The organism is Martelella mangrovi, assembly GCF_040545495.1.
Classification (GTDB): domain Bacteria; phylum Pseudomonadota; class Alphaproteobacteria; order Rhizobiales; family Rhizobiaceae; genus Martelella; species Martelella mangrovi.
Genome location: NZ_JBEPLY010000010.1, coordinates 154,654 through 176,291, shown reverse-complemented (window position 1 = coordinate 176,291; position 21,638 = coordinate 154,654). Strand labels below are relative to the sequence as shown.

Below are 21,638 nucleotides of genomic sequence, written 5' to 3'. Positions count from 1 at the left end.
AGATCGGCATTGACGAGATCGAGGTCGGCGGACGGGTCGAAGGTCGTGGTGTCGGTGTCCGGTGCAAAGGTCAGAACCAGCGTGCCGTCCTGGCCATTGTCGGTGATGACGACCTCGACCTCGGGGCCGGTCAGATCCAGCGTTGCGGTTTCCGTATCCGAGATCGGGTTACCGTCGGCATCCTGAACAGGATTGCCGTTTTCATCCGTCACTGTGCCGGTGATTTCGACATCGCCCTCGGCAATATCGTCACGCGGGATATCGTAGGACCAGTTTCCGTCCTCATCGACCGGGATCGGATCGGACACGGTCGTGCCGCCATTCCCGTCGGGATAGGTTACGACGACATAATCGCCGGTACTGTTTCCGCTGACCGAAACGCGGTCACCGGCCGGATCATCGGCAATGTCCTGCACATCCAGTTCGGGAAAGACCGGAGCCGGTCCATCTCCATCGCCGTCATCAAAGCCAAGCGCCAGCCCGCCTGCCGCAGCGGCGCCAACACCGAGCAACGCTGCAAGCGGGAACGGTGCGGCCGTATCCGCGCCGATCTCGGCAAAGGCAAAATCGCTCCATGGACCGGAATACTGCCCCCACCAGGCAACGCCGTCATTGTCAACGAGAACAAGTTCGCTCCGGTCATCACCGAAATTGACGAAAAAATCGCCAATGACAATCGTCTCGCCACTCGTTGTGACGATCACCAGATCATTACCGTTCTGTTCGAATGAAGCGACGTTTTCCGGCGCTACCGGAAGTTTAACGACAGACGCCTCGTCGAGCTGAAGGTTTCCGACGGGCTGACGATGCTGGGAGCCATCGTTCTTGTCGACAATGATTGCATCCATGAGGCTATTCCTTGAATAATTCCATCAAAATGTTAGCGCAACCACATCCAATAGTGGTTTTTCGCCGGTTTCTTGGCGCTTCGATCTTTTGTATTGGAGACCCGAGTGGCGCTTTGGCCAACTACTACCTTTACGGGATGCCCTAACGTAAGTTCGTGTCAACTGCAAGGCGTGTAAGCCATTTTTCCTGAACTGAATATGAATTTTCGATCGATTTTAAGGCAATGTTTTTATTGTTTAATCCCTACTTTTAGACTTTCAGCACCGCTAAATGCCTTGAAAATCAGGCGTTGCCGGTGAAACGTTCAATCAAATGATCTGGTCAATTTATGACAGAAATTTAACATTTAAATTGTCAATTTTAATGCCACGATCGTTGGATTAGTGGTTCCTAATTGAGCGTTTCCCTGCACAACAAGCGGTTTTCATGCACCCTCTATAGTTGTATTAATTAACACAAACCAATGATACCCGCCATGACATGTAGATTGCCCATTGCCGGTGACATGCAGTCATGTGCGCAGCGCGTCAGCCAAATCTTAGTACACGCTAACGCTGCAGCCTTCCGCTCCAGGCGCCAAAAATCCGGTTTTGAAGGAGTGTTTTGGGCAAGCGTCATCGACGCCGCGAATAACGGGACGCGGTTATGTGCCGGTTTCGTACACGCCGTTTACAGCCCGCGTGAGAATCGCCGGATTGGCCTCACGAAACGACAATCAGCTGTCGCGGAAAGGCGGTCAGGCGCCGCCCGCGGTCGGGCGTCACAGCAACGGTTTCCGAAAAACCCAGCCCCTGTGCGCTGGCGTAAAGATGGAAAACCATGCCCGTTTCCAGAGGCCAGTCGGCGCCGGGCAGCAGGACGCGGGAGAAATCGCTGACCCGCGGCGTGCGGCCGTAAATGCCGAGCGTATAGCCGGAAACATTCGGAAAGGTCTTGCGCAGGCCCTCTTCTAGAAGCGGTCTGCGCAGGATGGCGTCGACATCGCCTGCTCGCACACCGGGTTTCATCGCCGCCATCTGGGCATTCTGAAGCGCAATCAGCCGCTCGGCTACATGCCGGATTTGCGCGCCGGGTGGGCCGAAAACCACGGGCCGCATCATGCGGGCGCTGTAGGTGCGATATTCGGGCGTCAGTTCGACATGCAGGATATCGCCGGGGTCGAGGGTCTCGTCCTGCGGCGCGCCGTGCAGGAATTCATGATTTCCGCCCGATTTCAGGATCGGGCCTGTGCGGCTGTTGTCGCTGCCTTCCACCACCATGCGAGCTGCCGCCATGGCGGTTGCCTGCCGCACGGTCATGCCGGGTTTCAGCTTTTCCGCAAGCTCTTCCATCGTCGCATCGGCAATGGCGGCCGCGCGCTCCATCACGGCAATCTCCGCCGGGGACTTTACCCAGCGCAGGGCGTCGCCAATGCCGGGCATAGCAACGAACGAGGCCTCCGGCAATGCCGCTTCAAGACGGGCAAGCAGGTCCGGCGTCATCGAATAGGAGGCGGAATCATAGCCGATCCGCGCAGCGCCGAAACCGTGAGCCGCAATGCTGTTCGCCGTCACCGCAACCGGATCGTCGCTATCGTCATAGGCTTCGACCGTGTCGAACCAGACAGCATCGCGGCAGGGCGCGGCATCGAGGTCCCGGATCACGAACCAGGCTTCGCCGGAAAGCGGCAGGAAGCAGGGGCGGAACATGGTCTCCGATATGGTGTAGCCGCTCAACCAGCCGACGAACTCGGCGCTGGCCGCCAACAGAAGGTCGACGCCGGCGCGCTCCATGTCTGCCCGGGCGCGCGCCGCCCGGGCTTCGAATTCAGCCCGTTCGAACATGATCAGGCGACTTCGCAGACTTCGATCATCGCCAGCATGTAGACCTTGATCATGTCGATGAAATCGACGACGTCGACGCGCTCGTCGGGCATGGTGTTGTAGCGCCCGCCCGGTCCGCAAACGATGCCTTCCATGCCCAGTTCATGATAGAGATGGCCGGCATCGGAGCCATAGAAGCGGGAGGGAATATCCACGCCGGTCGGTTGCGGCACGCCGCGCACCGTTTCATAGGCCTTGTTGATGGCCTTGACGATCGGGCTTTCGGGCGAAACCTCGAAGGCCGGCATGTTCGGCACATTGTCGCGGTCCTTCGGAATGAGCTTGGCCTTCAGACCGGGGAACCGCTGTTCCAGTGCGTCGAGCTCGACCTGCATATCCTTCATCGCGCCCTCAAAGGTCTGGCCCGGCGCATAGCGGGCGGTTCCGCGAATGACGACGAAATCGGCCACCTGCGGCGGACGCCATTCCTCAAGGTTGCGGCCAAGCGCGCCGTGAACGACGCCGCAATGAACGCGGTTGATCGATTCGTGGGCGGGGCTGAGCGCGCCGGAAAACGTCATCGCGTTGAGACGCGGGATCAGATCGCAGGCCGCCATGATGGCATCAACGGCTTCCTCGCGTTTCGACAGGTGACGGGTGTCGCCGGTCAGCTCGATGGTAAAGCCGCTGCCTTCCGCATGCATGGTCAGCGCATAAAGGTCGGTGGGCTCGGAATTGATGAAATAGTCGGCCTTGTAGCCGGCCTTGATGGCATTATAGGTGCCGACGCCGCCCTGCAATTCGCCGACGACGAAGGTCAGGATGACATCGCCCTTCAGCTTGATCCCGGCGTCCTTCAGCGTCTTCAGCGCGCAGAAATAGGCCGCATCACCGGCCTTCATGTTGGAAACGCCGATCCCGTAGATAAACTTGTCGTCGACAATTCCGCCGACAGGGTCGATCGTCCAGCCTTCGGTCACCGGATTGGTGTCGAGGTGGCCGTTGAACAGCAGGCTCTTGCCGCCGCCCTGCCCTTTCCAGGTGCCGATGGCGTTGTAGCGCGTGCCGCCCTTGCCATCATCGAAGGCCTGAAGGTCGGAGACGACCCCAAGCGCTTCAAGCTCCTTCGCCATCACCTTGGCGAGTTCCTTCTCGCCTTCGGTCTCGGAGTGGCTGCGGTGCTGAACCATCATCGACAGAAAGTCGAGGCATGCTTTCTCGTCAACACGGTTGATGAGGTCTTTAGGGTCCATTTTGGTCTCCTTGCTAGAGCAATTCCAGCAAAGGGGAGAACCGGTTTGCATGCAGAATTGCGAAAATTACGTGGGCAGAGTGTCGTTTCGATGGGAGGGGGACCCGACACTCTGCCGCACAGCCTTGCAGGTCTGTCTACACAGACGCCTGCCGGGCAAGCGGAACGGGAACGGCGGCCAGCAGCCGGCGGGTATAATCCGCCGTTGCGGCCCCGGCGATATTGTCGGCGGGCAAAATCTCCATGAGATCGCCGCGATACATCACCGCGACGCGGTGGGCGATCTGGCGGATCAGGTTGAGATCGTGGGTAATGAACATATAGGCCGTGCCCTGCGCCCGATGCAGTTCCAGCAGCAGATCGACAATCGACGACTGGACCGACACATCGAGCGCCGATGTGATTTCATCGCAGATCACCAGACGCGGCTTCGAAGCAAAGGCGCGGGCAATCGCCACGCGCTGCTTCTCGCCGCCGGAAAGCTGGTGCGGGTAACGCCCGGCATAATCGGCCGGCAGATGCACCTGTTCCAGCAACGCGCCGATCCGCTCCTGAAGACGGCCCTCGCCCGGCGTGCCGAACAGTTTGAACGAGCGGCCGAGGATTTCGGAAATGCGCTGGCGCGGGTTGAGCGAGGCATCGGGATGCTGAAAGATAATCTGCACATCCTTGCGATAGGCCGCGTTCATGTCGCGCAGTCCGGTCAGCGGCCGCCCCTCGAAGGTGAAGCGCCCGTCAAAGGGCAAAAGCCCGGTCAGCGCCTTGGCAAGCGTGGATTTTCCCGATCCGCTTTCGCCGACAATGCCGAGAATTTCGCCCGGCCGAATGTCGAGACTGACATTGCGGTTGCCGTAAACCTGATCGGACCCCCGGCCCGCCAGCCGGTCAATGATCGACTTGCGCCCGTAGCGCACGCTGACATTGTCCACCGCAAGCAGCGGTTCGGCCTTCATGTCGGGAACCGTGTCCGTCAACCGGTGGTCCGGTTGCGGCACGGCAGCAATCAGCCGGCGGGTATAGTCGTGCTGCGGGTCGTGAAACACGGCATCGGCTTCACCCGTTTCCACCACATCGCCACGTTTGAGAACCGCCACCCGCGAGGCCGTGCGCGAGACAAGCGCCAGATCGTGGGAGATATAAAGCGAGGCGACGCCGGTTTCCGCCTGCAGATCGAGAAACAGATCGATAACCTGCCGGGAGGTGATGACGTCCAGCGCCGTTGTCGGCTCGTCGAAGATGATGCATTCAGGATTGCAGGCAAACGCCGTGGCGATCACCACGCGCTGTTTCTCGCCGCCGGAAACCTCGTGCGGCATCCGCTGCATCATCGCCGCCGGGGTCTTCAGCCCGACCCGGCCGAGCATGGCAATGCCTTCTTCCCAGGCCTGCTTGCGCGTCAGGCCGCGATGCTGTTCCAGCACTTCGGAAAGCTGCCGGCCGAGCGACAGCGTCGGGTTGAGCGATGTCGACGGGTCCTGAAACACCATCGATATCCGCCGGCCGCGAATGGCCTGCATATCTTTCTCGCCCAGCCCCTCCAGCTCATCGCCGCCAAGGCGGATCGCGCCGAATTTTTCAATGGCATTGCGCGGAAGATAGCGCATGATCGCCCAGGCCAGCGAGGTCTTGCCGGACCCGCTTTCGCCGACCAGGCCCAAAACCTCGCCGCGTTCAATGTGCAGGTTGATGTCGTTCAGCGCCGTAAACGGCCCGGCGGGTGTCTCGTAGGCCAGCGAATAGTTGCGGATTTCGAGAACGGGAGATGATTTTTCATTCAGCATGATCGTCTCCTCAGGCCGTCTTCGGGTTGAAGGCATCGCGCAGGCCGTCGCCCAGCAGGTTGAAGCCGATCGCCACCGTCGCGATGGCAAGGCAGGGCCAGAGCAGCAGCCAGACGGAGCGGTGCATGTACTGACGCGCCTCCGAAATCATCAGCCCCCATTCGGCCGCCGGCGGCTGCGCGCCAAGACCGAGGAAGGAGAGCGTGGCAAAGAGCAGAACCGCGAAGGAAACGCGGATGGTCATCTCGATGATGATCGGGGCCACCACATTCGGCAGCATTTCGCGCAGAACGATATAGGCGGTGCCCTCGCCGCGCGCGACGGCTGCGGAAACATAATCCTGCTTGCGCACCGAAAGCGCCACCGAGCGGGTGATGCGCGCCATGCCGGGCGCAAAGGCGATGGCGACCGACAGAAGCGCATTGACGGCGCTGGTGCCGAGCAGGTTGACGATCAGAAGTGCAAACAACAGGCTCGGGATCGCCATCACCGCATCGACGGTGCGCATGATCGCCTCATCGAAACGGCCGCCGAGATAGGCCGATGTGGTGCCGAGAACCGCACCGATGGCCGCGCCCAAAAGCGTGGCCGCAACGGCCATCAGCACCGTGGCGCGCGCGCCCACCAGAAGGCGGCTCAGGATATCGCGGCCATACTGGTCGGTCCCGAACAGATGGGTCATTTCCGGGCCCTGGAAACGGGCCAGCGGCGACATGTCTTCGGCACCATAAGGCGCCAGCATCGGTCCGAAAACGGCAGCCAGCAGCACGAGGACAACGAGGGCGGTCCCGATCGCGCCCTGCGGCGTGCGCACCAGGCGTTTCAGGAAATCAGTCATATTGGATCCTCTTGTCCAGCACGGCGTAAAGCAGATCGGCAATGAAATTCACGATGCAGTATGTCGCGGCCATGATCAGCGTTCCCGCCTGAATGGCCGGCAGGTCACGGGCCTGAATGGCGACAATCAGTGCACGGCCGATCCCCGGAATGGCGAAGATTTCCTCCACGACGATCACCCCGCCCAGAAGATAGCCGACATCGAGCGCGACGACGGTGATGGCGGGCAACAGCGAATTGCGCACGGCATGGCGGAAAAGAACAGTGCGGCGGGGCAAACCTTTAAGCGTTGCCGCGCGGATATAGTCGCTGTGCAGCACGTCCACGAGTTCGGAGCGGATCATGCGCGAAACATGCGCAATCATCACCACGGAGATGACGCAGACCGGCAGGATCAGATGCTGAAGACCGCCCCAGAAATTTTCCGTCAGCGGCACATAGCCTGTGGGCGGCAGCCATTTCATGTAATCGGCAAACAGGGTGATGGCCAGCGTCGCGGTCACGAATTCAGGCAGCGACACGCCGAGATAGGAAACCAGGCTGACGACCAGATCGGCAATGCGCCCGCGCCGCACCGCTGCCAGAATGCCGAGCGGCACGGCAATCACCAGCATCAGCGATATCGACAGCACGGCCAGGAGAAGCGAGCGCCCGAGCGCCTGCATCATCGCCGGGCCGACGGGCTGGCTGGTGCGCAGCGAAATGCCGAAATCGCCGCGAATGACATTGCCCACCCAGCGCAGATACTGCATCCAGAGCGGATCGTTGAGGTGCATCTGCGTGCGCAGCGCCGCAAGCGCCGCGTCGGTCGCGTTCTGGCCGAGCATCATCACCGCAGCATCGCCGGGCAGAACCTGCGTCATGGCAAAAACGATCAGCGACACGATGAACAGCGTGTAGACGATCAGCAGCAGGCGTTTGATCAGATAGGGTGTGGACAAACCGTCCTCCGTTTACACAGACGCGCCCGAGCAAACAGGCGGAAAACGTCCGTTACGCAGGAACTTCCGCGGCACCCGGCCGCGGAAGCGATAGAGATAATGACGGGCGCAATCAGCCGCGACGCGGCGCGTCTTCGGCCAGCCAGACCTCGTCGATCATGAACACGGCCGCGCGCGGGTGTACATCATAGCCGTTAACCCAGGACCGCTTGGCGCCGAGAATGTCCATGAACGCCGGAATGATCGACGGCACGTCCTCGTTCATCAGCTCCTGTGCCTTGCCGTAGAGCTCGGTACGCTTGGCCTCGTCAGCCGTGGCTCTGGCCTCGTCAACGAGCGCATCGAACTCGGTATTGTTCCAGCGCGTTTCGTTCCACGAAGCATCCGAGGTGTAAAGCAGCTTGAAGATGCCGTCGGCCGTCGGCTGCATGTTGTAAAAGCCGATGTAGAAATTGCCCTTCTTCCAAACCTGGTCGAGATAGGTGGCATGCGGCATGGTCTGAACATTGATCTTGATGCCCGCATCCTTGGCCATTTCCCGGAGTGCGACGGCCATCTGCGTGCGCACCGGCGGATTTTCGGATGCCACCAGCGTTGCCTCGAAACCATCCGGCATGCCGGCTTCGGCCAGCAGCTTCTTGGCTTCGGCAATATTCTGTTCGCGCTGCGGCAGGTCCTTGTAGAAGCGATAGGCGGGGCTGATCGGCGTGTCGTCGCCGAGCGTGCCGAAGCCTTCGGTCACGAAATCCAGCATGGCATTGCGGTCGACCGTCAATGCCAGCGCCTTGCGCACGCGCGGATCGTTGAAAGGCGGCGTGTCACAGCCGAAATTGACATTGCAGAACTGCCCGGAGGCGACCCGCAACATGTCGACGCCATCGCTGCCGTCCATGCGCAGATATTCGCCCGGATTGACCGGCGTGATGATATCGACATCGCCTGCAATCATCGCCGAGCTTTCAGCGCTGGTATCGGGATAGACGGAGACGACGACCTCGTCGACATAGGGTCGCTCGGGATCATAATAGTCAGGGTTCTTGGCAACCACGATCTCGCGGTCGGGCTCGTAGGAAACCAGCGTGAACGGACCGGTTCCGACAGCCTTGGAGGCCAGGACATTGATATCGCCGCCGGCAATTGCCGCGGGAATGATCTTGGCATTGGTATAGGCAACGGCGACCGGGAAGTCGGCATAGGCCGTGCTCAGCCGGAACAGGACGCTGAGGTCGTCAACGGCTTCGATAGTGTCGATCGGACCGACATTCTTGCGGCCCGGCGAGGCATTATCCGCGTTCAGAATGGCCTGGAAAGTGGCGACGACATCTTCCGATGTGCAGGGCGTACCGTCGTGGAAGACGATGCCGGAACGCAGCTTGAAGGTCCATTCCGTCAGGTCGTCATTGGCCGTCCAGCTTTCCGCCAGATCCGGCGCGACCGACATGTCGCGGCGCAGTTTCGTCAGCGCGCTGTAAAGCATTTCGGCAACGAGATATTCCGGGTTGACCCGGACCTGCAGCGGATTGATGACGCTGACGGCCTGATCGACGGCAATGTTCAGCGTACCGCCCTTGACCGGTTCGATGGTTTCGGCATGGAGGCCAAGCGGCGCAACCAGTGCTGCTGCAGCAACGCTACTGAGAAAAGTTCGGCGGCTAATATCAAACATCAGTTCGGTTCCCCTTTGATTTTGGATGAAGTCTGTTCCGGGATCATGCCCGTGGAAAAGTCGCGGGCGAGATAGGCAAGGATCGCGCGCGCCAGCGCGGTCAGATCCGAAATCGTGGTGTGCTCATCGGGTCCGTGGCCGTTTCGGCCCGGCCCGCCAAGGCCGCTCAACAGCGCCTCCTGCGTCAGGCCGGTGCGCTGCACGTAACCGAAATCGGAGGCGCTGGCGCCGGCCCATTTGGCAAAGCTTTCCGGGGCATAACCGAAACCTTTTGAAAGTGCGGCCTGCCAGCGCGGCCAGTGCGGCCCGTCGGCATCCGCCGTCGGCGTCAGATGGCCGATAAGATCGATCGAAAGTCCCAGCCCTTCGCGGGCGGGAACGGCATCGCGGATCAATTTTTCAAGCCCGTCGCGCAGCGTGTCGAAATCCTCTTCAAGTGCATAGCGGCGCGAGACAGTAACCTCAAAGGCGGCAGGAATCTGGCCGCCGCAGGTGCCGCCATGGGCGGCCGAGAGCGACAGGACCGGGCGCAACGGGCCTTCGGCATCAGGCGGGGCCGGCATGGCCGAGGTGATCGCCGCGACATTCGCCTTTTCAGCCACGAGCGCGTTCATCATCGGCAATGCCGCTTCGATGGCGTTGATGCCGCTGGCCGACGAGCCGTGACTGGTCACACCGGTGATCCGCACCAGAAGGCTGAACGAGCCGAAACTGCCGCCCCAGATGCGCGGCGCGGCGACGCCGTTGAAATTGAGAAGATGCGGCGGGAGCAGCCCCTGTTCGGCGAGGTAGCGCACGCCCGGATAAAGACCGCCCTCCTCATCCGTGCAGAAATAAAGCTGCGGACTGTAGGCAAGCGCAATCCCGGCTTTTTTGGCCGCGGCCAGCGCCAGCCATGTGGCCGCAATCGTGCCTTTCATGTCGGCAGCGCCAAGGCCGTAAAGACATTCGCCCTCGCGCGTCAGACGAAACGGGTCGCGCGTCCATCCGGGCGCGACAGGCACGGTATCGACATGATAGTAGAGGCCAAGGGCGGCCCGTTCCTCATCCTGCATCCAGGACTGTGCAGCGGGCTCGCCGATAACATTGATGCGGTCGCCGGAAGCGGGGCCGCCGGGGACATGCCACAGTGATTCAGGAACGGTTACGCGCCGGAAATCATAGCCAAGATCGACAAACAGGCCTTCGACCAGATCGGCAAAACCGGCATAGCCACTGCCGGGCGGGAACGTCGTGTCAGCGGCGACCAGCGCGGAGAAAACATCCAGCGCCGGTTCCAGCAGACCATCCAGCAATGCCGCCGCATCATCAAATCCATCGCGACGATCGATATTCCCGTTCTTCACCTAAAATCCTTTATGCGTTCCAAAACAGGCGCGACAATCATTTCTATATTCTATATAGAAATATAGAAGGTTTTCCATGTCAACTCCGAAAAGGCCGGACTCCGATTTCCCAATGACAAAATCATCCCAGACAACGCCCATCGACTTCGCCTCGGTTGATAAAACCGCCATGCCGCGCTTTGAGGTGGTCAAACAGCAGATCACCCGGGAAATCCTCGACGGGACATGGGCGGCGGGCACCGTTCTGCCCGGAGAAACGGCCATGGCGCAGCAGTTCGGCGTTGCCGTCGGCACGGTGCGGCGCGCGCTCGCCGATCTGGTTCAGGAAGGTCTGTTGAGCCGGCGGCGGCGCACCGGAACGGTGGTTACCGGACGCATGCCGAAACATTCCATGCGGTTTTTCTACGACTATTTCCGCCTGCACGACCAAGAAGGCAAGCTGCAACGCTCGCAACCGACATCACTTTCGCTGGAGCGCCGCGCGGCATCGGCCGAAGAAGCGGAAAAGCTGGAAATCCCCAAGGGCAGCGAGGTTATCGCATACCACCGTCTGCGCAGCGTTGCGGACCGCCCGATCATGCACGAAATTTACCTGATCCCCTCGGCCCTTGTGCCAGGCTTTCCCGAACAGGCCGAAGACGTCCCGGAATTCCTGAGCCGCGCGCTGGCGGAAGACTATCATCAGCGGATCACCGCGATCCGCGAGGCGGTGACCGCCGAACTTGCCACGGAAGAAGATGCCCGCCTGCTGAAACTTGAACGCCCTGCCGCCATTCTCCGGATCGTTTCCGTCAACTACGACCAGAGCTCCCACCCGGTCCTGATCGCCACCCATTGGGCCACGACCGAAGGGCAGCTCTATATCAACGAGATTTTCTAGACACCAGATATTCTAGACACCACATTGCGCCGGTTCACCGGGCGAACAGTCTCATAAGCCAGTCGGCCACGGCGAGAACGCCACGGTCATTGCCCATGGTCCCGGTGACCTGCACGCCCATCGGGCGGCCTTCCGCATCCGAAAGCAAGGGTATGCTGCAGCTCGGCAGTCCCAGCAGGGACCAGGTCTGGTTGAAGGCCGGATTGCCGGTGGTGTTTTCCTCCAGACGCGGCGCGGGGCCGGTGGAGGACGGGCTGAGCCAGACGGCATCAGCCGGCAGGCGTTCGATGAAACCGGCGCGCAGATGACGCAGGCGGCGATAGTCGTCAGCCCGTTTTTCGGCAGGCGTTGAACGTCCGCCCGCAAGCTGGCGCGCGAGCCCTTCGGACAAGAGTTCGGGCGCTGCGGTTGTTTCATACGCCAGAGCATCGGCGGCTTCCGCGGCCATGATCCGCGCATGAAGCGACAGCGCATCCTCAAGTTCGGGCGCGAAAGCGGATGGCGCAGCGTCGCACAGCGCCACGCCTGCCGCCTGCAGGTCGCGTTCGAATGCCTCCCATGCGGCAATCATGGCGGGTTCGGCATGCGCCCACGCCGCCGACCGGAACAGGCCGAGCGGGGCTGGCTGGGCCCCGATGTCGGGAGCCGTCATCGGCAGCCCGCTGAGCGCTTCGATGGCGAAGGCGACATCGCCGACACTGCGCGCGAACACGCCGACGGTATCAAAGCTGCGGGCAAATGCCGCCATTCCATAGGTGTCTATCGTGTCGAAACCGGGTTTGAACCCGACCACGCCGCAATAGGAGGCCGGCCGGATGATCGACCCGGACGTCTGGGAGCCAAAGGCCAGCGGCACCATGCCGGAGGCAACGGCTGCGGCCGAACCCGACGACGATCCGCCCGGCGTACGGCCGGGTGCGGCCGGATTGAGGGTCGCGCTCGGCTTGTAGCCGGCAAACTCGGTGGTGACCGTCTTGCCGAGGATAACGCCGCCTGCACGGCGTGCGATGGCCACCGACGACGCATCGAACGCCGCGTCACGGGCGGCCCAGATCGGCGATCCGCACCGCCACGGCAGTCCTTTTACCGCAAAGATGTCCTTCACGCCGATGCCGGTTCCGTGCAGCGGCCCGCGCTCCGGCCCCTGATCCAGAAGCCGTGCGGTTTCGCGCGCGCCTTCGGCATCGACAGCCACCCATGCGCCGATTGCGGGCTCCAGCGCGGCGATGCGCGCGAGCAGGTCTTCAACCGCCGCCACAGCCGTCAGCCGCCCGGACGCAATCGCCTTGCGGGTTTCAAGCGCCGAAAGCGGCGCATCCGTTTTTGTCGTCATCGCTTGTGTCCGTCCCAGCCTTCAATCGCGGCGCCATAGATCGCACAGGCCTCATTGAGCCTTTCGATCGAAACGCTTTCATCGGTCTGGTGGGCCAGTTCGGGATCGCCGGGGCCGAGAATAATGGTCGGCACATTGCCGAGGGCCGGGGTCAGGATCGAGGCATCGGTAAAGTAGGACGCCGCCGATACCGAAACATCAGCACCTGCGAGACGCGCGGCATGTCCGGCCATTTCGGTGATCCATGGGTTTTGCGGATCTGTCCACACCGATGGAAGGTCGATCAGCCTGTCGATTTCGATGTCGGGTCCGCAGCGTTCGGCAAGATCGGCATAGATGCCGGCATGGTCGACACCCGGCACGGAGCGCATATCCACCGTGACTTCGCAGAGATCAGGCACCGAGTTTGTGTTCAGACCGCCACGAATCGTACCCACATTGAGCGTCGGCTTGCCCATGACCGCATGGGCGGAACCGGGAACATAGCCCTCCAGCGCGACCAGAGCCCGCACCATCCGGCTGATGGCATTGTCGCCCTTTTCGGGCATCGAGCCATGGGCCGTAATGCCGCGCGCGCGCAGCCGCAGCCAGAAGGCACCCTTGTGCCCGTAAACGGGACGGTTGGATGTCGGTTCGGCAACGATCAGGCCGCCGATTTCGGGAAGTCCGCCGGCTTCAGCCATCAGGCGCGCGCCTTCGCTGCCGGTTTCCTCGCGGACGGTCAGCATCAGCGCAATGCCGCCCGGCGGTGGCGGCCTAGTGATTGCCGCACACACGAAAGCGGCGACGCCACCCTTCATATCCGTTGTGCCGCGCCCGAAGATCCGGCCATCGGCGATGGCTGCGTCATGGGCGGGATAGCGCCATGGCGCATCGCCAAGGGGCACGGTATCCAGATGGCCGGTGAAGGCCAGTGCCGCAGCGCCGTCGGTGATCCCGCGCGTGGCCAGCAGGTTGCCCTTTCCGGCTTCCCGGCAGTCAAACCCCGCCTCGGAAAGAAGACCGGCACAAAGCGCCATCGCCTCTTTCTCGTTGCCGGGCGGGTTCACCGTATCGATGGCGACGAGACGGCGGGTCAGTTCTGTTACATTCATTGCCTTATCCAAAATATGCCGCGTGGACGGCGCTGTCGTTTTGCAGCGCGTCGGCCGTGCCTTCGCCCACCAGTTTTCCGCCCGAAAGAACATAGCCGTAATCGGCGATGGCCAGTGTCTGGCGCACGTTCTGTTCGACCAGAAACACCGTGATCCCCTGATCGCGGATATCCTTGATGATGCGGAAATTCTCCTTCACATAGAGCGGCGAGAGGCCCAGCGAAGGTTCATCGATGAGCAGGATTTTCGGCGCGCCCATCAGCCCCCGGCCAATGGAAACCATGGCCTGTTCGCCGCCGGACATGGTCCCGGCCAGCTGGTCGCGGCGTTCGGCCAGCCGCGGAAACGCCGAAAACACGGTTTCCATCCGCTCGCGGATCACCTTTTCCTCACGCACCTGAAACGCGCCGAGACGCAGATTTTCCGTCACGGTCAGCTTGGGAAACATCTTGCGCCCTTCGGGAATGGCGGCAAGGCCACGGGAAATGATCCTGTGGGTCGGCAATCTGGTGATGTCCTCGCCGTCGAGGAGAATTTTTCCGGTATGGGGCTGCGTCAGGCCGAGGATTGCCCGGATCAGCGTCGATTTTCCCGCACCGTTGGATCCCAGCAGGCAGGTAATCGAACCGGGTTTGATCTCAAGCTTGATATCATGAAGGACATCGGCCTTGTCATAGGCTGCATAAAGTCCCTGAATTTCAATTCCGGCCATCAGTCCACCCCCAGATAGGCATTCTGCACCTCTGCATCCGAGGCGACTTCGGCATAGGTTCCCTCGGCGATCTTGCGCCCGTAGCTGAGAACGACGCAGCGGTCGGTAATCCGTTCGATAACACCCATCTCATGCTCGACGATGATGATCGAAAGGCCGTCGCCACGGGCGCGAACGTCGAGAATATCGCTCATCAGCTGATCCGTCTCGTCATGGGTCATGCCGGCGGACGGTTCATCGAGCAGAAGCAGTCTCGGATCGGAAATCAGCGCCCGGCAGATTTCGATCCGGCGGCGTTCGATCATCGGCAGGCTGCCGACGGGCTCGAACATCCGGTCCGCAAGATCGCCGGAAAAAGTCGCGACGAGCGAACGCGCCTTCTCGAAGGTTTCATCGAACTGGGTGCGAAACTGCCGGCGGCGAACGAGGTTCGACCACAGCCCGCCATTCAGACGCGCGGTGTCGCCGATCATGATGTTGTCGTAGATCGACAGCGGCAGGCACAGGCGGGAGCGCTGGAACGTGCGCACGATGCCCGCTTCATAGACCTTGCGGGCGCTCAGATTGGTGACATCGCGGCCGTCAAAATGGATGCTGCCGTCCGATGTCGGGTAAATCCCCGTCAGCAGATTGAAGCTGGTCGTCTTGCCGGAACCGTTGGGGCCGATCAGCCCCAGGATTTCGCCACGGTTCAGCTGCATCGAAAATCCGTCAAGCGCGGTAACGCCGCCGAAACGCTTGGTCAGATTGCGGAATTCAAGAAGCGAAGAACTCATCGGCCACTCCTCATGCCCGGAAAATACTGACGAACCTGGCGGGGCAGAAGACCGTCCGGGCGGAACAGCAGCATCAGGATCACCAGAACCGAAAACAGAAGGAAGCGATATTCCTGCAGGATCTGCAGCTTTTCCGGCAACAGCACGACGATGGCGGCCGCAATCGCGCCGCCCCATGGGCTGCCCATGCCGCCGAGAAGCACGATGGACACCATCAGAAGACTGTCGGCAAAGGTGAAGGATGTCGGCGCGATGAAGCTGATCATCATGCCGTAAAGCGCACCGGCAATGCCGAGGATCAGATTGCCGGAAAGAAAGGCGATGATCTTGGTGCGATGAACCGAAATGCCGAAACAGGCAGCCGCCGTCTCGTCAAGGCGTACGGCATCCATATGCATGCCCAGCCAGCTGCGCTCAAGCCGCCGGATCAGAATGAAGATCAGCGCGGCAAGCACCGTCGCCAGAATGGCGTAATTGGCATAAAAAGACATTTCCACGCCGAAGATCACAGGGCTGTTGTCAAAACTCCAGCCCGGCAGCCGCATGGCGTTGACCATCAGCCCCTGCGGCCCGCCCAGCACTTCGTTGACCTCCAGAAAGGTCTTGAACAGGACCACGAAGGCAATGGTCACGATGGCCGAGTAATGACCGGTTGTGCGAATGATCGGGAAAACCAGAAGCAGGCTGAGGGCCATGGCCACAATGCCGCCCGCAAGAAGCGTCAGCAAGGGCGGAAACCAGGCCTGTGTGCCGAGCACCGCAGCGGTATAGGCCCCGGCGCCGAAAAACGCCGCCCCGGCGAAATTGACCATGCCGGCGTAACCGAACTGGATATTCAGCCCGAGCGACACGATGAAATAGATCAGCATCGTGGTCAGCATCAGCAGCGGGAAGTGCTGGTCAGACAGCGCGAAAATGACGGCAAGAAGCCCCAGAACGGCGCCGCCGTTCAGCATTTTTTCGTTGTCAGCCCAGGACGCCTTGAGGCGCGGGCCAAAACCCGTTGCCCATCCGGCAACAAAGGCGGCTGCGGCCAGCACCAGCAGGCCGATGACCTCCCAGTTTTCCTCGGCACGCAGAAAGGCCCAGCCATAGACGGCAGCGGCAATGATGGCGGCAGCGCCGATCAGCCAGCCCTTCGGCTGCGACGGCGTTTCAATGGCAATATCACTCATCAGTCAGACCCGGTCGCTGGTACGTTCAGGAATAAGGCCGGTCGGCTTCCACGCCATGATCGCGATGACCACGGCAAAGGCGAACACATCCTTGTAGGCGGAGGCGAAGGGCAGAACGGCAGCGCCGATCGTCTGCAGCGCGGCGAACATAAAGCCGCCGAGAATTGCGCCATAAAGATTGCCCAGCCCACCGACGATTGCGGCGGAAAAGCCGATCAGGCCGAGCAGAACGCCCATGTTGAAGTTGATTTCATTGTAATAGAGACCGTTCATGACGCCGGCGAAGGCGGCAACGCCCGAACCGATGGCGAAGGTCGCAAGAACGATCAGCATATAGTTGATGCCCATGATCCTTGCCGTTTCCTCGTCCTGCGCCACGGCCCTGATCGCCAGACCGAGCCGCGTATGGTTGAGGACAAGGCTCAGCCCGATGATCAGCGACAGGCCGGCAATCACCAGGATGACGCTGTCGGCGCGCAGCAGGAAACCGCCGAGATCAACGGACATATCGGGCAAAAGCGCCGGAAAGGCTTTCGGGTTGGAGCCATTGGGGTAGAAAAGCCGCACGCATTCACGGATCGCGGTCCCCAGCATCAGGGTCACCAGCAGAATGTTGAGCGGCGGCGCCTTTTTCAGCGGCAGCACCAGCCATTTGGCGATGACCGCGCCTGCGGCGGCGGTGAAGGCCATGCTGGCGATCAGGATCACGATCAGCTGCAGCCACGGATTGACAATTCCGACCGCTTCAAGCCCGAGCCAGACGGTGAAACCGGCAAAGGTGCCGAGCATCAGCACATCGCCGTGGCTGAACTTGACCACGTCCAGAACACCGAAGAAGAGGGTGAAGCCGACAGCGACAAGAGCATACATTGTACCCAGCATGACCCCGTTGGCCACATACTGTGCGATCAGTCCGAAATCCATGTTCGAGCCTTATCTGAAGAAAGGTGACGCCTTGATTTCCGTCCGGGCCGGAAAACCGGCCCGGGGAATATTTTGCGAGAGCGGTCTTATTGGCCGGGAAGCGTCCGGGCGCCCATGGCATATTCGCTGTCGTCCCAGAGAACCCACTTGCCATCCTGGGCCACATAGGCGGTGATCAGGGCAACGGTATTCTGTCCGTGGTCGTCAAATGTGATCGGACCGGTAATCGAATCGTGGTCGGACACCTTGGTCAGGTATTCCGTGACCTTCTTGCGGTCGGGGCCGACGGCTTCGACTGCATCGATAAGAAGGTCCATGGCGGCAAACGCGAACGGGCCATAGGCTTCCGGCGCGCTGTCATATCCGGCCTTTTCATATTCGCTCAGGAAATAGGCGCCGCCGGGCAGTTTTTCCGCCGGTGCCCCCTCGAGGAAGGTGAACGTGCCTTCGGCAAGTTCCGGACCGAGCCCGTCGAAATAGGCATCCGACTTGATGCCCGAAACGCCTTCGAAAGCGGCATCGATACCGAGCTTGTCCATCTGCTGGCGCACGCGCACGCCGAGCGGCGTGAGGCCGGCGAAGTAGACGACATCCGGGTTAAGCTGCTTGATCTGGGTAAGTTCCGCCGTGAAATCCTGCTGGTCGGAGGTGACGCCGAATGTGCCGACGATTTCGCCGCCGTCTTCCTGCAGAAACTTCGAGAAATACTCGTTATGCCCCTTACCGTAGTCGGTGGTGTCGTGAATGATCGCAAAGGTCTTGTAGCCGTGATCGACCATGAATTTCGCGGCCGTCTCGTTCTGGTTGATCATCGTGCCGTTGACGCGCGAGATCTCGGGATAATCATTGCCATAGGTGATATCGGGCAGGACCGCGCCCCAGACAATCGCCGGCAGGCCGAACTTGTGGTAGATATCGACCGTTCCCATGGCAACGGCCGAGCAATAATGGGCGATCGTGCCGATGACCTTGCGATTGGCCGCCAGTTTGGTCGCGACCTGAACGCCGACATTGGGCTTGCACTCATCGTCCAGCGCTTCAAGTTCGTAGGTGTATTTGGCATCCGGATCGGCATTGCGAAGCGCGATCGCCAGATCGGCGGAGTTGCGGCCGCCAACGCCAACCGAGGAAACGCCGCCGGTCAGCGGCCCGACGAAACCGAGTTCCACCGTGTCCTTGGCCATGGCCGGCGCGCTCAGGGTCAAGAGTGCCGCTGTTGCGGCCGTGAATGACAATGTCTGCGCCAGGCGCAGGATATTTGAATGCATTTCGCTGTCCCTCTACTATGATTTATAAATATTGCAGCTTAGGATCGGCGCATGAGACCGCGATAGGTCGATACAATTGCCTTATGTAAAGGCTTGCAGGAATTTGAATTCTATTCAACTTTTTTTCGGTAGTTTCGCCAATAATTTGAATAGAATTCAAGTTTTGTTATTTTATTGAGCAGTTTGGTGCGCCTTGAGCGCAAAAGATAGGCAGATGGCATACGCTTCCGGTTCCACCACAGTGACGCAGTCAGATTCTCAAGGCGACACGGCACAGAAAAACGCGACCGGCGACGACAACCGGACAGAAACGGCGATGTCGGATCTGGGCGCGCGAATCCGGCGGCTGCGCAAATCCAGAAAACTGACCCTGCGCGAGATTTCCGCCAAGGTCGGGTGCTCGCCATCCATGCTTTCGAAGATCGAGACGGAGCAGGCCACCCCGTCGCTGCGCACGCTTCACCGCATCACCGCGGCCCTCGACACGTCGATTGTCGGTCTGTTCGGTTCCGACGACACGCCCGCCGAAGACATCAGCGTCATCCGGTCGGCTGAACGACCCGCCGTCCGGGTTCGCCGCGATGGCGGCGGGGCGTCGATCACGCTGGAGCGCCTGTCGCCCACATTCCCCGATCTGATGCTCGACGCCAATATCCACACCCTTGAAGAAGGCGCGGAAAGCGGCGGCAATATTCAGCACGCCGGCCAGGAGGTCGGCTATGTCCTGCAGGGCGCAGTGGAACTGATCGTCTCGGAGAAAAGTTACCGGCTTCAGGCCGGCGACAGTTTTTACTTCGCATCGAACCTGCCGCACCGATACCGGAATCTGGACGCGGGCACGACCCGGATTTTATGGGTGGCGACGCCGCCGACGTTTTGAACCGGTCCGAAGAATGGCGTTTTGCCCACCTTTTCCGAAGTGCCCTAATACTCCCGCGCCTGCCGGTTAAAGCGCAACGAGGAAATCAGCGACAGCGCGATGATCGAGGCGCCCAGCAGACCGGTAATCACCTCCGAAATATGGACGAAGCTCTGCGCGAACATGATCACGGCGAGCGCGAAGATCGAATAGAACGCTCCGTGTTCGAGAAAACGGAACTGGTTCAGCGTTTCCTTTTCCACCAGCATGATCGTCATGGACCGCACATACATCGCGCCGATGCCAAGACCGATGGCAATGAGGATGAGATTGTTGGTCAGCGCGAACGCGCCGACCACGCCGTCGAAACTGAAAGACGCATCCAGCACTTCCAGATAGAGAAAGGCCCCCAGCCCGCCGGCGCGCGCGGCATTCTGCACTTCCGCCTGCGCATCCAGAACGTGGCCCAGCGTTTCCACGCACATGAACACCACAAGGCCCAGAATGGCCGCCCTGAAAAAGGTCGCCTGATCATTGGTATCGAGAAGGAAGCCGAATCCGAGAACCAGAAGCAGAACGAGACCATAGGTCACGCCCTTGATCGTGCCCATTCGCCGCAACCGCTTTTCGATACGGTGGATCCAGTCGACGTCCTTGGCCTCATCCACGAAAAAGGAAAGCGCGACCATGGCCAGAAATGCGCCCCCGAAGGCGGCGATGGAAAGGTGGCTTTCGTCCATGATACGCGCATATTCCTGCGGCTCCCTCATGGAAAGAACCAGCGCCTCGACCGGCCCGACATGCGCGGCAACCGCCACGATGGCAAGCGGGAAGACGATGCGCATGCCGAAGACAGCTATCAGGATACCCCAGGTCAGAAACCGCTGACGCCATAGCGGCGTCATGGTCTTCAGCTTGTTGGCATTGACGATGGCGTTGTCGAAGGAGAGCGAGATTTCCAGCACAGCCAGAACCATGCCGATGAGCAGAAAGGAAAGCCCCGCGCTCACCGTGCCGTCGGTCCGGTAGCCAAGCCAGAAGCTGCCGACCAGACCGATAAGGGTGACAAGGAACGCCCATTTGAAGTATTGTAAAGCGCTTGCCATGAAGGGCTCCCTCGGCAGGAGCTGCGACAGCACATCCGTCGCAGCAAAGGTAAAATGTCAGTCAGTGTTGCGCAGGGTGCGGGTGAAAAAATCAATCAGCCCCTGTTCGATCTGTAGCGTGGTCATCGTGTCCTCAATCGAGTGACCCAGCCCTGCGACCCGCAGAAAGGTGGCGTCGACGCCCGCGTCGGTCAGCGTGTCGTAGAAACGTTCGCTTTGCGTGACCGGAACGATGGCGTCGGTCGTCCCATGGATCAGCAGCACCGGCGGGTCGCCTGCATCGACATGGGTCGCGGGTAAACCGGGCGCCACCGCTTCGGCATTGGCCGGGTCGCCCGCCATCAGACCGAAATGCTGATTGATGAGGCTCAGGCCGTCGCCAGCCATTTCGTCGGGATAGATCGCCGGATAGATCGCAGCGATGGCCTGCACGGCGGCACTCTCCCCCTCGGTCCCGGCGCCAAAAGCCGTCTCGTCGCTCAGCCCTGCCAGAAGAGAGATATGCCCGCCTGCGGAATTGCCCATGATCCCGATGGCCTCGGGATCGATGTTCCAGGTTTCAGCATGGGCGCGGATATAACGGATCGCGCGTTTCACGTCCTCCTGTGGCGTGGGAAACGTGACCTCGCCAATGCCGCGATAATCGACCGCCGCCACGGCAAAACCGGCCTCGGCGAGCGGCACGAGTTGCGGCAGCACACGGGTGACCTCGACCGGTTGCCAGCCGCTGCCCAACACGAAGACAATCACCGGAGTGGGCGCATCTGTCACCGGGCGCAGCAAATGGAAATAGAGTGCGTCGCGCTTGAAGCCGTGATCGTTTTGCGCGAACTGGATTTGAGGCAGGAAATCGACCGGCAGACGCGCAGCATGTTCGGGGGTGATGTCGATGATGTCGGCCTCAGCCTTGAGACTGCCGAGCCCGAACAGGGCCGCAATCAGCGCCAGGCGTCCACAGTTGGACAGTGTTTTCCATGTCAGCCCTTGGCTGACTGTCTGTCGTGCCATCGAAATTCCTCCTCCTGGAAAATCCCATC

19 protein-coding genes are annotated in these 21,638 nt (G+C 60.8%); 2 read left to right on the top strand and 17 right to left on the bottom strand.

The window, feature by feature from the left end:
* From ABID12_RS14645 to ABID12_RS14610, 8 genes are all read right to left on the bottom strand, one after another.
* Positions 1–848 (bottom strand): BapA/Bap/LapF family prefix-like domain-containing protein (locus ABID12_RS14645; protein ID WP_354434853.1); only part of this gene is annotated, 848 nt, incomplete at its 3' end.
* Between the two features lie 702 nt (positions 849–1,550).
* Positions 1,551–2,672 (bottom strand): M24 family metallopeptidase, encoded by a 1,122-nt coding sequence (locus ABID12_RS14640; RefSeq protein ID WP_354434852.1) that lies wholly within the window; start codon positions 2,670–2,672, stop codon positions 1,551–1,553.
* Positions 2,673–2,674: 2 nt separating this feature from the next.
* Positions 2,675–3,904 (bottom strand): M20 family metallopeptidase, encoded by a 1,230-nt coding sequence (locus ABID12_RS14635; RefSeq protein ID WP_354434851.1) that lies wholly within the window; start codon positions 3,902–3,904, stop codon positions 2,675–2,677.
* Between the two features lie 136 nt (positions 3,905–4,040).
* The gene (nikE, locus tag ABID12_RS14630; RefSeq protein WP_354434850.1) at positions 4,041–5,684 is read right to left on the bottom strand and encodes a nickel ABC transporter ATP-binding protein NikE; all 1,644 of its coding nucleotides are present in this window, start codon (positions 5,682–5,684) and stop codon (positions 4,041–4,043) included.
* A 10-nt stretch (positions 5,685–5,694) separates the two neighbouring features.
* Positions 5,695–6,522 (bottom strand): ABC transporter permease, encoded by an 828-nt coding sequence (locus ABID12_RS14625; protein WP_319520594.1) that lies wholly within the window; start codon positions 6,520–6,522, stop codon positions 5,695–5,697.
* Positions 6,515–7,462, bottom strand: a complete 948-nt coding sequence (locus tag ABID12_RS14620) for an ABC transporter permease (RefSeq protein WP_354434849.1) — start codon at positions 7,460–7,462, stop codon at positions 6,515–6,517. The genes ABID12_RS14625 and ABID12_RS14620 overlap by 8 nt, the downstream gene beginning before the upstream one ends.
* A 112-nt stretch (positions 7,463–7,574) precedes the next feature.
* Positions 7,575–9,128, bottom strand: coding sequence for an ABC transporter substrate-binding protein (locus tag ABID12_RS14615; protein ID WP_354434848.1), 1,554 nt, complete (start codon positions 9,126–9,128; stop codon positions 7,575–7,577).
* Positions 9,128–10,474 (bottom strand): M20 family metallopeptidase, encoded by a 1,347-nt coding sequence (locus tag ABID12_RS14610; RefSeq protein ID WP_354434847.1) that lies wholly within the window; start codon positions 10,472–10,474, stop codon positions 9,128–9,130. Before ABID12_RS14610 ends, ABID12_RS14615 begins: the two co-directional genes overlap by 1 nt.
* A 112-nt stretch (positions 10,475–10,586) precedes the next feature.
* Here ABID12_RS14610 and ABID12_RS14605 point away from each other — a divergent pair, with 112 nt between their 5' ends.
* A complete protein-coding gene (locus tag ABID12_RS14605) occupies positions 10,587–11,354 on the top strand; it encodes a GntR family transcriptional regulator (protein ID WP_354434846.1) in 768 nt (255 codons plus the stop codon).
* A 34-nt stretch (positions 11,355–11,388) separates the two neighbouring features.
* Here the strand turns inward: ABID12_RS14605 and ABID12_RS14600 are convergent, their stop codons facing one another.
* The 7 genes from ABID12_RS14600 to ABID12_RS14570 form a co-directional block, all read right to left on the bottom strand.
* The gene (locus tag ABID12_RS14600; RefSeq protein WP_354434845.1) at positions 11,389–12,687 is read right to left on the bottom strand and encodes an amidase; all 1,299 of its coding nucleotides are present in this window, start codon (positions 12,685–12,687) and stop codon (positions 11,389–11,391) included.
* Positions 12,684–13,781 carry a M20 family metallopeptidase gene (locus ABID12_RS14595; RefSeq protein ID WP_354434844.1) on the bottom strand — a complete coding sequence of 366 codons (1,098 nt, stop codon included), beginning with the start codon at positions 13,779–13,781 and terminating at the stop codon, positions 12,684–12,686. The genes ABID12_RS14600 and ABID12_RS14595 overlap by 4 nt, the downstream gene beginning before the upstream one ends.
* A gap of 4 nt (positions 13,782–13,785) precedes the next feature.
* Positions 13,786–14,493: an ABC transporter ATP-binding protein gene (locus tag ABID12_RS14590; protein ID WP_354434843.1), complete on the bottom strand. Its 708-nt coding sequence runs from the start codon at positions 14,491–14,493 to the stop codon at positions 13,786–13,788.
* Complete coding sequence (locus ABID12_RS14585; protein ID WP_354434842.1) at positions 14,493–15,269, bottom strand: ABC transporter ATP-binding protein; 777 nt, start codon at positions 15,267–15,269, stop codon at positions 14,493–14,495. The genes ABID12_RS14590 and ABID12_RS14585 overlap by 1 nt, the downstream gene beginning before the upstream one ends.
* The gene (locus ABID12_RS14580; protein WP_354434841.1) at positions 15,266–16,444 is read right to left on the bottom strand and encodes a branched-chain amino acid ABC transporter permease; all 1,179 of its coding nucleotides are present in this window, start codon (positions 16,442–16,444) and stop codon (positions 15,266–15,268) included. Before ABID12_RS14580 ends, ABID12_RS14585 begins: the two co-directional genes overlap by 4 nt.
* Positions 16,445–16,447: 3 nt before the next feature.
* On the bottom strand, positions 16,448–17,368 hold the full coding sequence (locus ABID12_RS14575) for a branched-chain amino acid ABC transporter permease (RefSeq protein WP_354434840.1): 921 nt from the start codon (positions 17,366–17,368) through the stop codon (positions 16,448–16,450).
* Between the two features lie 86 nt (positions 17,369–17,454).
* The gene (locus tag ABID12_RS14570) at positions 17,455–18,636 is read right to left on the bottom strand and encodes a branched-chain amino acid ABC transporter substrate-binding protein (protein WP_354434839.1); all 1,182 of its coding nucleotides are present in this window, start codon (positions 18,634–18,636) and stop codon (positions 17,455–17,457) included.
* A 214-nt stretch (positions 18,637–18,850) separates the two neighbouring features.
* Between ABID12_RS14570 and ABID12_RS14565 the strand changes: the two genes are divergently transcribed.
* Positions 18,851–19,516, top strand: coding sequence for a cupin domain-containing protein (locus ABID12_RS14565; RefSeq protein WP_354434838.1), 666 nt, complete (start codon positions 18,851–18,853; stop codon positions 19,514–19,516).
* Between the two features lie 44 nt (positions 19,517–19,560).
* Here ABID12_RS14565 and ABID12_RS14560 read toward each other — a convergent pair whose 3' ends face one another.
* Both ABID12_RS14560 and ABID12_RS14555 read right to left on the bottom strand, forming a co-directional pair.
* The gene (locus ABID12_RS14560; protein ID WP_354434837.1) at positions 19,561–20,601 is read right to left on the bottom strand and encodes a DUF475 domain-containing protein; all 1,041 of its coding nucleotides are present in this window, start codon (positions 20,599–20,601) and stop codon (positions 19,561–19,563) included.
* 57 nt (positions 20,602–20,658) lie between these two features.
* Complete coding sequence (locus ABID12_RS14555; RefSeq protein WP_354434836.1) at positions 20,659–21,609, bottom strand: alpha/beta fold hydrolase; 951 nt, start codon at positions 21,607–21,609, stop codon at positions 20,659–20,661.
* Positions 21,610–21,638 lie beyond the last annotated feature (29 nt).

What these genes read in the sequence shown, in the direction of transcription:
- ABID12_RS14640 (WP_354434852.1), bottom strand. Translation starts at nt 2,672, where the DNA reads ATGTTCGAACGGGCTGAATTCGAAGCCCGGGCGGCGCGCGCCCGGGCA.
- ABID12_RS14635 (WP_354434851.1), bottom strand. Translation starts at nt 3,904, where the DNA reads ATGGACCCTAAAGACCTCATCAACCGTGTTGACGAGAAAGCATGCCTC.
- nikE (WP_354434850.1), bottom strand. Translation starts at nt 5,684, where the DNA reads ATGCTGAATGAAAAATCATCTCCCGTTCTCGAAATCCGCAACTATTCG.
- ABID12_RS14625 (WP_319520594.1), bottom strand. Translation starts at nt 6,522, where the DNA reads ATGACTGATTTCCTGAAACGCCTGGTGCGCACGCCGCAGGGCGCGATC.
- ABID12_RS14615 (WP_354434848.1), bottom strand. Translation starts at nt 9,128, where the DNA reads ATGTTTGATATTAGCCGCCGAACTTTTCTCAGTAGCGTTGCTGCAGCA.
- ABID12_RS14605 (WP_354434846.1), top strand. Translation starts at nt 10,587, where the DNA reads ATGACAAAATCATCCCAGACAACGCCCATCGACTTCGCCTCGGTTGAT.
- ABID12_RS14600 (WP_354434845.1), bottom strand. Translation starts at nt 12,687, where the DNA reads ATGACGACAAAAACGGATGCGCCGCTTTCGGCGCTTGAAACCCGCAAG.
- ABID12_RS14595 (WP_354434844.1), bottom strand. Translation starts at nt 13,781, where the DNA reads ATGAATGTAACAGAACTGACCCGCCGTCTCGTCGCCATCGATACGGTG.
- ABID12_RS14590 (WP_354434843.1), bottom strand. Translation starts at nt 14,493, where the DNA reads ATGGCCGGAATTGAAATTCAGGGACTTTATGCAGCCTATGACAAGGCC.
- ABID12_RS14585 (WP_354434842.1), bottom strand. Translation starts at nt 15,269, where the DNA reads ATGAGTTCTTCGCTTCTTGAATTCCGCAATCTGACCAAGCGTTTCGGC.
- ABID12_RS14580 (WP_354434841.1), bottom strand. Translation starts at nt 16,444, where the DNA reads ATGAGTGATATTGCCATTGAAACGCCGTCGCAGCCGAAGGGCTGGCTG.
- ABID12_RS14575 (WP_354434840.1), bottom strand. Translation starts at nt 17,368, where the DNA reads ATGGATTTCGGACTGATCGCACAGTATGTGGCCAACGGGGTCATGCTG.
- ABID12_RS14570 (WP_354434839.1), bottom strand. Translation starts at nt 18,636, where the DNA reads ATGCATTCAAATATCCTGCGCCTGGCGCAGACATTGTCATTCACGGCC.
- ABID12_RS14565 (WP_354434838.1), top strand. Translation starts at nt 18,851, where the DNA reads ATGGCATACGCTTCCGGTTCCACCACAGTGACGCAGTCAGATTCTCAA.
- ABID12_RS14560 (WP_354434837.1), bottom strand. Translation starts at nt 20,601, where the DNA reads ATGGCAAGCGCTTTACAATACTTCAAATGGGCGTTCCTTGTCACCCTT.
- ABID12_RS14555 (WP_354434836.1), bottom strand. Translation starts at nt 21,609, where the DNA reads ATGGCACGACAGACAGTCAGCCAAGGGCTGACATGGAAAACACTGTCC.